The organism is Brunnivagina elsteri CCALA 953, from assembly GCF_002289455.1.
GTDB classification, from domain to species: domain Bacteria; phylum Cyanobacteriota; class Cyanobacteriia; order Cyanobacteriales; family Nostocaceae; genus Brunnivagina; species Brunnivagina elsteri.
This window is the reverse complement of the sequence record NZ_NTFS01000308.1, coordinates 1-8,138: the sequence shown is the minus strand read 5'-3', so window position 1 is coordinate 8,138 and position 8,138 is coordinate 1. Positions and strand designations below refer to the sequence as shown.

Sequence of the window (8,138 nt, the reverse complement as noted above, 5' to 3'; positions counted from 1 at the left end):
ATAAAGAATACCAGCACCACCATCAACAGCTTTTGCCGCTTCTAACATTTGGTCAGGTGTCGGTGACGTAAAAACCTCTCCTGGACAAGCTGCATCGAGCATTCCCATACCTACAAAGCCAGCGTGCATTGGTTCGTGACCACTACCACCACCAGAAATAATTGCTACCTTTGCCTGTCTTGGAGCATCCACACGACACACATAAGTCGGCTCAAAGTTAATTTTTATTAAATCTGCATGGGCAGCTGCCATACCTTCGAGACTTTCACGTACAAAGTCTTCAGGATTGTTAATCAGCTTCTTCATCGTTCTGTCACTCCTGCTTCCAAGGGTCAAAATGCCCCCAGTGACAGATTACCATAGCTGCATACCCTTAACTTCTTCTCGTCGGGATGGTGCGATATGCTGTTCGCGGAGCGTGCGCTTTGCGAACAGCATATCGCAAATCAAACCAAATCAGATAATACTGCAAACAATTAAAATAGTAATCTAGATTCCTCAATTTGCTTTTCAAGGTAAAAAATTAATATATGTCTTCTCTTCCCATCCGTCTTTTGATAGTGGCTATTTTAGCTCTCCCCTTAGTATTTGGGTATGCTAATCCGATAAGTTTTGCAACTCCTCAAAATTCCAACTCTGTCAATGCTCAAACAGAGATGCAACAAGGGCAAACCCAAGAAAAAGCCCAAAGAAAAACTCAAGGAGTAAGTGGTATCGTAACCCGTGTTACAGGGAATCAAATGCCCAGCATTGGCGAAAATCGTCAAAGAAGCAAACCCCAACCAATAAAAACTAGCGTTTGGGTTTTTTCTGGACGCATTCCAGCAAAGGGTACTCGTTTATCTATTACTGAAGCAAGGCAAAATTTTAAATTGGTAACTCAAGTTAAAACTGATAAAAATGGCAAATTCTTTGTTAAATTACTTCCTGGAGAATATACTATTTTCGCTCAGTATGGTAATGATTTGTACTTAAATTCTTTCTTGGGTGATGGTAGTTTTAAAACTGTACAAGTAACAGAAGGCAAAATCACAGAAACACGCTTAGTTAACAGTGAAAATGCCTCTTTTTGAGGTAACACCAAGAAATAAATTCTCCAAAATGTTGTAGGGGTAGGGTCTCCCCACCCTTTAAGATGATATGCTAACTGTCAGTTTCTGTCCCCGTAAAAGAAAAATAATATCTTCTACGAATCGCTGGTTGGTTCCAATCGATTTGTCCCATGAAGTTTGATAAAACTATCAAATGCGTACCAAGCTAATACATACCAAGGAATAATATCAAATTGCAAACCCTTAATTATTAGTTGACGAATCGCCAAACAGCCTAATCCAAAGGGAAACAAAACCCGTATATCTAACTGACCTTCTGTAGCTTCTTTAACACGCTTATTTAAGTCCATGACTGGATTTGATAGTGCGATCGCAGCGTCAGTATGAACCTCTAAAATATCGCCAAAAATTATTCCTAAATCTTTTAGCGTTGCCATGACGTTTTGCCAACTATCTTCACCTTCATGGTTAATAGTTATACTACCTTGGTCAAGATTCATTCGTACTTGGTTAATATTGGAATGTTCTTGCAAAGCATTAACAAGTGGCTGCATTTGCCCTGATTTACGGTTTCTTTGAGCTACTCGCAAGCGCAATCTTCCTGGTGTATCGCTGATAACCTTTGTGGTAATTTGAACATGGTTTACTGATTTCACAGCTTTTGAATGCTTGGGTTTTTGCATTTTTGTTTGACTAACAAAACCATTTTTTAACATGATTACACCCTCCTGATGAAATTTTGGATTTTGATTTTGATTTTGTATATATTCCGTAGGTTGGTTGGAGTAAAACGCAACCCAAGCAAAGCTCAAGAAACCGGGTTTCTCTTTAACTCAGCACGACTATCCTCGATGCAACACCAATAAGAAACCTGGTTTCTCCCACCATCTAATGATTGATGTAACCAAGAATTATTCAGGTTCTCACGTTTAGGGAGAAATTGGGTTTTTAGATTATTTCAATATACTAAAACCGTTGAAAATTGAACTTTTTAAATGGCTATCAGGCTATATTTTAGTAGCTTTTGGCTTTTTCTGACTGCGATAAGATTGAATCTCAAGACAGTCGGTACAAATTAAATTTTGAGTTGTATCAATTAAATATTATAAATATTAGCTTTGATTAAGTTCTTTACATGGTATGAGAAACCGGGTTTCTATTGGTTAAGCAATGAAAATATTCGTACTTAATTTGAACAGAAACCCAGCTTCTTAATTCCTATCCTTGACCGTTTTCGGCTGTTTCTGAATGGCTTGCAGCTTCAAATGCAGGTAATTGCTTTGATTCGGCAATTTCGGCTCTGGCTTCTGCTACGATATCTTCCCATGTTTCGCCAATTTCAGCAAATGCGCCTTTGCTCTTTTCGTAAAGGGCTATTCCACCTTTAATTAGAGATTTGGCGATCGGTTTACCAACACCAGCAACAACAGGAATAAGAACGGGTGCTAGCAATACTGCGCCAATACCTGCGATAATTCCAGGTGCGCCTGCTTCTTCGATGAAATCAGTGATTTTTGCCATGACTATTTTCCTCCAGGGAATTTATAAATTGGGACAAAATTGTTTAGCTTAATCCTTCTCGGATAGCTATTACATCTAGCTGGTGGTAGAGCTTAGAAAGTTAGGAGTTAGGAGTTAGGAATGTAGAGACACGATATATTGCGTCTGTCTCTCTGTATACTGAAAACGGATGTAATATAAACTTTTGTCATGCTGACGAATTATCTAGCTGACGAAGGAAGCATCTAAAGTATTTTTACTTTATTGAAAAGTCTATTTTTACCCCATTCTTAGTATATTTCAATTGTGTATTCCAATTGTTTAAATCTTTCACCACTTCTTTTCCTGATTCGTAGCTCCTAAAATTTCTAATTCCTAACTTTTCTCTACTTTCCGACTTCCTGTTAAAATTGGACGCAAGCCGTTAATCCCTGCTACTACTGTCGAACCATTGTTGACAACAGTTGCTGCAAGGGGGTTGAGTCCAAATAGGGTAGCTACTACCAAAGCCGCTAAATTGGGAATGGCGATGATGCTGGTGTTTTGCCGAATCAATTGCTTGGCTTTGCGGGCAATGTCAATTGCTTCGAGCAAACCGTGTAAGTCGTTTTGCATCAATACTAAGTCTGCTGTCTCACGGGCAATGTCGGAACCGTTCGCAAAAGACACGGAAACGTCCGCATAAGCTAATGCGGGTGAATCGTTAATGCCATCGCCAACGAATGCGACTGTTTTACCTGTTTCGTGCAGCTGTCGAACTACGTCTGCTTTCTGTTCGGGGAAGGCTTCAGCGTGGGTATTGGCTGGGGAAATACCTAATTGGGTCGCGACAGTGGTTGCTGTGCGTTTGTTGTCTCCGGTGAGCATGTGAACTTCTACACCTTCGACTGTCATCAACTTTGTAATGACTTCCTTGCTTTCCGATCGCAGTACATCATTATATTCTATTATGCCTTGTACTTGTCCGTCGCTGGCAACATATATTGCTGATGCGGGTTTATCTGACAATTCATCTACGGCTATCATGTCAATCTCTTGTTGACGTAGAAAACGCTCACTACCGACATAGACTTTTTTGCCGTCGATAATTGCTTCAACGCCTAAGCCTAGTTTATAATCCCATTTTTCGCGGGTCAAAACATCGACTTGTAGAGATTCGGCATGACGTACGATCGCTTCGGCAACGGGATGTGTTAATCGTTGTTCGGCTGTTGCTGCGATCGCTAAAATTTGTAATTCGGAAACTTGGGAATTAAAGCTTCTCACATCGGTAACGGCAATTTCCCCTTTGGTGAGTGTACCTGTTTTATCAAATACAATCGTATCCACATTGGCGAGTTGCTCTAATGCCCGTCCACTACGAATCAGAACGCCACGGCGGGCTGCATAGGAAAGTGCCGCAAGTACTGTTGTGGGAACGGATACGCGGATTCCAGTGGCGAAGTCGAGGGTGAGAATACTTGCAGCACGGGCTGGGTTCCTGGTCAGGGCAAATACGGTTCCCCCAAGTAGTAAAGTTGGCACGACTGCTTTCTGGGCAAGTTTCGCGGCATAGTTTTCCATGCGGGTATCGTGAACTGGTGCTTCCTGCATGAGTTGTATGCTTTTGCCAACGCAGGTATCATTCCCTAGTCGTTCTGCGAGGATGTAAATTTGCCCTTCCCTAACTAAGGTGGAAGCGTAGACAGACTGCCCTTTCCGCTTCATTACGGGCATTGATTCACCTGTCAGTTTTTGCTCGTCAAATAGGGCTTTACCACTAATAATTGTGCCATCTACGGGAACTTGTTCACCTGGGTAGACGATGACGGTATCACCTTTTTGGACTTCTTCAATGGCAATTTGAATTTGTTCCCCATCCCGTTCTACCCAAGCGAATTTACCCAAGGATGCGAGTAAATCGAGGGTTTGTTGTGCGGAAGAACGTGCTGTGCGATCGCGAATATTTTCCCCGATTTCAATCAACCCTAGCATCAATGCTGGGGTGAGAAATTGTCCCTGAACTGTGGTGATTGCGATCGCCATTAAGTCAAGGAAATCAATATTTAATTTGCGTTCTTCGCGAATTGCGACCCAAGCTCGTTGAGCTACTGGTAATGTTGCTAAAACAATGGTTGTCGCAATTAGCATTGGGGGAATTGATACACCAAATGGTCCTCCTAATACTGCGAGTGCTGATGCTGCTGCTGAAAATTTCCAACTTGGATAAGGGTTTTCGTCTTCTTTTTCTGCTTGCTGTGGTGCAGTTCTAATTACTGCTACGTCTGTGGCAGCTTGCAAAGTACGGGTAATATGTGGACGAATATTTGCCCGTGTAATTTTGTTGATATCGTATGTAACTGCTAGGGATGCTGCTGCTGGTTTGATACATACTTTTGTGATGTACTTATCTGATTCCAGAAGCATTTGCAAGCGCTGCACGTATTCGGCATCATCGCGTAGATGCGGAACCCGCAGTCGTAGTCTTCCTAATGTTTCGTGAACAACGCTGTAATAAACTTTGAGTTGATTGATTTTTTTCGCTGGACGAATTTGTCTACTATCAATCTTTTTGCGATCGACTAAGACAACTTTTCCATTTGTTCCCAATCCATTCCCAGCTACATTTACTTGTGAAATATTAGCGGAGGAGGATCGAAAATCCATCTTGACTTGAACCATTGCTGTACTCTCATAAAAATTGAATAAACTGTTTTTGGTGTTGGTAATTGGTTGAGACTTTATTAGTAGTTTAGTTATTAGACATCTCCAAAAATCAATTATGTACTACCTAGAACCTTTGTAAAGAAGCAGAATTACTACGTCTCTACATCTTTTCCGAAGATGTCTATTAGTTGAAACTAAAGAATAAAGAATTAACCATTAACAACACTTAATACCAATTACTTGTGAAACTGCACATTATTTCGATTCCTCCAACCTCCCCTTACTAAGGGGAGGTGCCACAGGCGGTGGGGTTATTTTATGCATCTTCATATTAAAATGGTATAAGGAAGATAAAAATATCCTCATTTAGCCATGAAATTTGAATTCACAAGTTCTTTGAGAAGTCGTAAATTTGCAATCTTCGATTTTTTACTTTACATTTTCCGAAAGCAAAGCCACTTAACCTCAAAGCTGAAGCTTTGATAGATTTTTCAAATTCACTTTAAATGTGTATAAATCTGCCATTTTTGATTTGATTCCTTAACTCACTTCAAAACGGAGCTTTACATCATGAGCAGAAATTGAGAGGTCAAAATTAGGACTACAAAGCTTGCATTTCTAGAAAAGCCATTCGCTAGAAATACTAACTATGCTAGTTATATGATTCTGAACTCTGAATTCTGAATTCTAACTTCTATCTAACTTCTGAGTTTCCTACTTTCTATTCGAGTGGGAAAGTCGCTACCACATCGATTAAAAGGTTGATAAAAGGTGGTTTCAAATCAGCGACAATGCTATTTACTTGGGTTTCACTTACTAGGTTCTCAGTTGTCACTGGCTCTATCAAATCCACTTGTAATAATTGAGTTTCTAACTCAATTCCTTCTCTCTGACTTTCTGATGTATTTAATTGCGTATTTAGTTTTGCAAGATTAGTTTGACTTGTTACCTGATTTGCCGATGGAATGACTTCATTTGCTAATTCCAATAAAGCAAACCAATGGGATTTACTTAACGAGCTTGGTTCAAATGCGATCGCAACCGATGCAGCATCACAATTAACTCGCACATTGGTAACGTGTGGTTCTGTTTTTAACAACCTTTCCAGTGTTCTTGCATAGGCTCTATCTTTAGCTATATGAGGTACATTAAACCTAATTCTTCCCGGAATTGAATGGACAACGCTGTAATTAATCTTTGCTGGCTTTGTGGTCAATCCACTAGCCTTAAATACAGTATTGCTTTGATATTCAGACACAATTTTACGGTCTATTGTACGTTCCAGAGTAGATGCTTTCTCCAATTTTGACACCAAACCTTCACAAGGACTATTATTTTTATTATTTTTCTCTGTTTTACTCTTCCCCATCACCTTTTTTGATGTTACTTCAGGTACGGATAAATGAGTTTTCTTTTCGCTTCCTAATACTGATTTTTTAGTTTTTTTTGTTTCTTGTGGCTTTTCAGTTTCAGTTGCTAAAGCTTGTTGAGTATAGGCGATAATCCGCCGTGTAATATTGGCTGTCAGCATGTAAACTGGTATAGATGCTAAACCGCCAATTGCCAATCTTGATGTAACTGCCAATCCTGCAAACAAGGGAATCAAATCTAGTCCTTGTTCTTTCCAAAATTCGGCGGATTTCCACGCAGCAAAAGGGTCTAACTTTTCCTCAAACTGTTTCTCAGCCGATTTTTGCTCTTTCACGCCAAACTCTTCCAGAATTGCCAATATTTGCGACAATGATAGCAACTCGCTATTAAAACTCACTACCAAACTTTTTGTTGGTTCGTTCCAGGTAATTTGCTTAATTCCCTCTCTCTGTTGCAATCTTTCACAAATCGTATCAATTAATTCTTTAATTGAGCTATTGCTTAATTCCTGATTTAATTCTTTACCACTAACATCAGTAGCGCAGATTCTTACCCGCTCTGTTGTTGCATGGACTATTTGCAATCTGAATTCTTGCAATTCCATTTTCAAAGCCTGCACAGTTTTTTGTGCTGCTTCTTCTTTCTTCACGCCTTGATGATTTTCATCGCTTTGCGCCCCAATTGAGATTGATTCAGGAGATATTTCTACCTGATTATTTAATCTCTCGCGACTACTAATGGTTTTTGTCATTTGCTTATTTACCCGATAACCCCTTCTAATTAAAAAGGTTAACAATACATTAAATTTACACTAACAGGAGGTAATTGTCACTACTCCTTAGAATTATTATTCATTAAGTGTTGTGATTTTGTAGCCTCTGATACTCTTCTTCTGATACTAGCTCTTGAGTACTTTCAACGCGGTCTAGAAAGACAATTCCATCGAGATGGTCGCATTCGTGTTGAAAAATTCGTGCGACAAAATCAACAAGCTTTTGATGTTTGGATTTGCCTTTTCTATCTATATACTGAACTGTTACCCATTCGTATCGGGGTACTAACCCCCTAATGCCAGGAACACTTAAACATCCTTCCCAATCTTTGATAATTTTACGTGAATGGTCAATAATTTTAGGATTAATCATTGCAGTTGGTTTCATGTCTGGAGCCTTGGGATATCGGGGATTTGGATGGGAAGCCACGATAAACAAACGATATGATTTTGCGACTTGCGGGGCTGCAATTCCTACTCCGTTGGCACTTGCTACTGTTGCGATTAAATCATCGATTAGTTTTTGAATCTGTTCATCTTTAATATTTTCAATCAAAGATGCTGACTGCCGTAAAACTGGATTACCTAACTTAATAATTGACAATGATTCCCTATTTTTCTGGTTCATTATAAAAATTATTTAGAATGGGTTGATCTATCTTGGGTTATAGTTTCTAGTTACAAAATTTGAGTTAAAACTGTTTATAGTTTATTCTTCAGGAGAATGATAGAAAAGGCAAATCCAAACATCAAAAGCTTGTTGATTTTGTCGCACGAATTTTTCAACACGAATGCGA

At 39.5% G+C, this 8,138-nt stretch carries 7 protein-coding genes; 1 reads left to right on the top strand and 6 read right to left on the bottom strand.

The features are described 5' to 3' along the window. Positions 1-306, bottom strand: a 306-nt coding sequence (locus CK510_RS22115; RefSeq protein ID WP_211293254.1) for a dihydroxyacetone kinase subunit DhaK, incomplete at its 3' end; no start/stop codon positions are given. Positions 307-530: 224 nt separating this feature from the next. Between CK510_RS22115 and CK510_RS22110 the strand changes: the two genes are divergently transcribed. Then, on the top strand, positions 531-1,073 hold the full coding sequence (locus tag CK510_RS22110; RefSeq protein ID WP_095723749.1) for a hypothetical protein: 543 nt from the start codon (positions 531-533) through the stop codon (positions 1,071-1,073). A 113-nt stretch (positions 1,074-1,186) separates the two neighbouring features. Here CK510_RS22110 and CK510_RS22105 read toward each other — a convergent pair whose 3' ends face one another. The 5 genes from CK510_RS22105 to def all read right to left on the bottom strand — a co-directional run bounded on the left by CK510_RS22105 (position 1,187) and on the right by def (position 7,969). Beyond that, the gene (locus tag CK510_RS22105; protein WP_095723750.1) at positions 1,187-1,768 is read right to left on the bottom strand and encodes an HMA2 domain-containing protein; all 582 of its coding nucleotides are present in this window, start codon (positions 1,766-1,768) and stop codon (positions 1,187-1,189) included. A 502-nt stretch (positions 1,769-2,270) separates the two neighbouring features. Beyond that, positions 2,271-2,573: a DUF5132 domain-containing protein gene (locus CK510_RS22100; RefSeq protein WP_095723748.1), complete on the bottom strand. Its 303-nt coding sequence runs from the start codon at positions 2,571-2,573 to the stop codon at positions 2,271-2,273. A 354-nt stretch (positions 2,574-2,927) separates the two neighbouring features. Next, on the bottom strand, positions 2,928-5,213 hold the full coding sequence (locus CK510_RS22095; protein ID WP_095723747.1) for a heavy metal translocating P-type ATPase: 2,286 nt from the start codon (positions 5,211-5,213) through the stop codon (positions 2,928-2,930). A 706-nt stretch (positions 5,214-5,919) separates the two neighbouring features. Next, complete coding sequence (locus CK510_RS22090) at positions 5,920-7,320, bottom strand: HMA2 domain-containing protein (RefSeq protein WP_095723746.1); 1,401 nt, start codon at positions 7,318-7,320, stop codon at positions 5,920-5,922. Positions 7,321-7,423: 103 nt separating this feature from the next. After that, entirely contained in the window at positions 7,424-7,969 is a 546-nt protein-coding gene (gene def, locus CK510_RS22085) for a peptide deformylase (protein WP_095723745.1), read from the bottom strand. Positions 7,970-8,138: the final 169 nt, after the last annotated feature.